We start from the raw sequence: 1132 nt of genomic DNA, 5'->3' as shown, positions 1-1132 counted from the left end.
TACCCCAACAAAACAAGGTGGCTTAACTAGAGCGGAATATCACTTATAAATACGCTTTTAGTTGTTCAAACAAGTGGGACCACCTCTTTCTGCTTTAAGTTTTCTAATAAAAGATCTAAATACGTATCTTTCATCAATTGAGATTCATTGTTATTCAATATATTGTAGGTTGAAAGTATCAAATGTGAAAGTTGAGGATCAGAACGTAGGGTTGATTCGATAGCAAGTTCGATAGGCTCATTAAATATTCCTTCATAGCTTTTTTTTAACCATGCTGGATCTAAATGCATCATTTTATAAGTGAAGCCGAGAGGATCTGGTGCATTACCATCATGAACTTCTTCAGGTTCAAGCATGAAAGTTTGACCTTGATAGCTATCAATAATTTTTTTTCTACAATTGAATTGTTGATGTCCTAACTCTGTTACCCCTATAAGATAACTTGAGTGTAGATGAGGATCGTATGCAAAGCCTTTGAAGTGGGCATGAATTAGTTCTATACCTGTAGACTTATCCTGTGTGACATTGACCCAATTGCTCATATTTACTTAATTAGTCCTAATGGATTTAGCTTATCAAAAATTATCTAATGAAGAAATTCTAAAATTAACATAATACACCTTATACAAAATGCCCTTGTAAGCCCTTAATCAAGGGCATTTTTAGTCTCTACTTAACATAAAATTTTGGTGGTGCTTCAAAAAGTATGCTGCCTTTAAATGAAGCCATTATTGATGTAAAAGAAAAGAAGGCTAAATCAAAAGCTTTAAAATGGTTTTCAAGCTTTTTTGAAAAATTACAGCTTCTTCTGAAGCTACGCCTAATTCTATGCCTTATTTTGCAATTATTGCCTTCAATACCTACAGTAAAAAATTTACCAATACTTTGCTTACCATTTTTAAAAGCAGTGATGAAACTGTCCCAATGATCACTTGCAATTCGGGTGTAGTGAATATCTAATTGTTTAAGCTTTGTCTTCAATTGTTAGACTGTAGCTAAATCTCGTTTACCCCAAACATAAGCAACAATTTCACCTGTTTCTCGATGATAGGCGTAAATAAGCCATTGTTTATTCTTTTTATTTCCAACAAAATTCCAGAACTCATCTACTTCGAGAGATTCATAATGACTT

At 33.0% G+C, this 1132-nt stretch carries 1 protein-coding gene and 1 pseudogene; both read right to left on the bottom strand.

What is annotated here, in order from left to right:
- Nucleotides 1–65: 65 nt before the first annotated feature.
- Nucleotides 66–542, bottom strand: a complete 477-nt coding sequence (locus CDG56_RS16695) for an AraC family ligand binding domain-containing protein (RefSeq protein ID WP_087548453.1) — start codon at nucleotides 540–542, stop codon at nucleotides 66–68.
- Between the two features lie 173 nt (nucleotides 543–715).
- Nucleotides 716–1132: pseudogene (locus CDG56_RS16690) on the bottom strand (IS1-like element ISAba3 family transposase); the annotation flags it as partial.

The organism is Acinetobacter sp. WCHA39 (genome assembly GCF_002165385.1).
GTDB lineage: Bacteria > Pseudomonadota > Gammaproteobacteria > Pseudomonadales > Moraxellaceae > Acinetobacter.
Note: the sequence above shows the minus strand (reverse complement) of the source record. Positions and strands in the feature narration are given on the sequence as shown.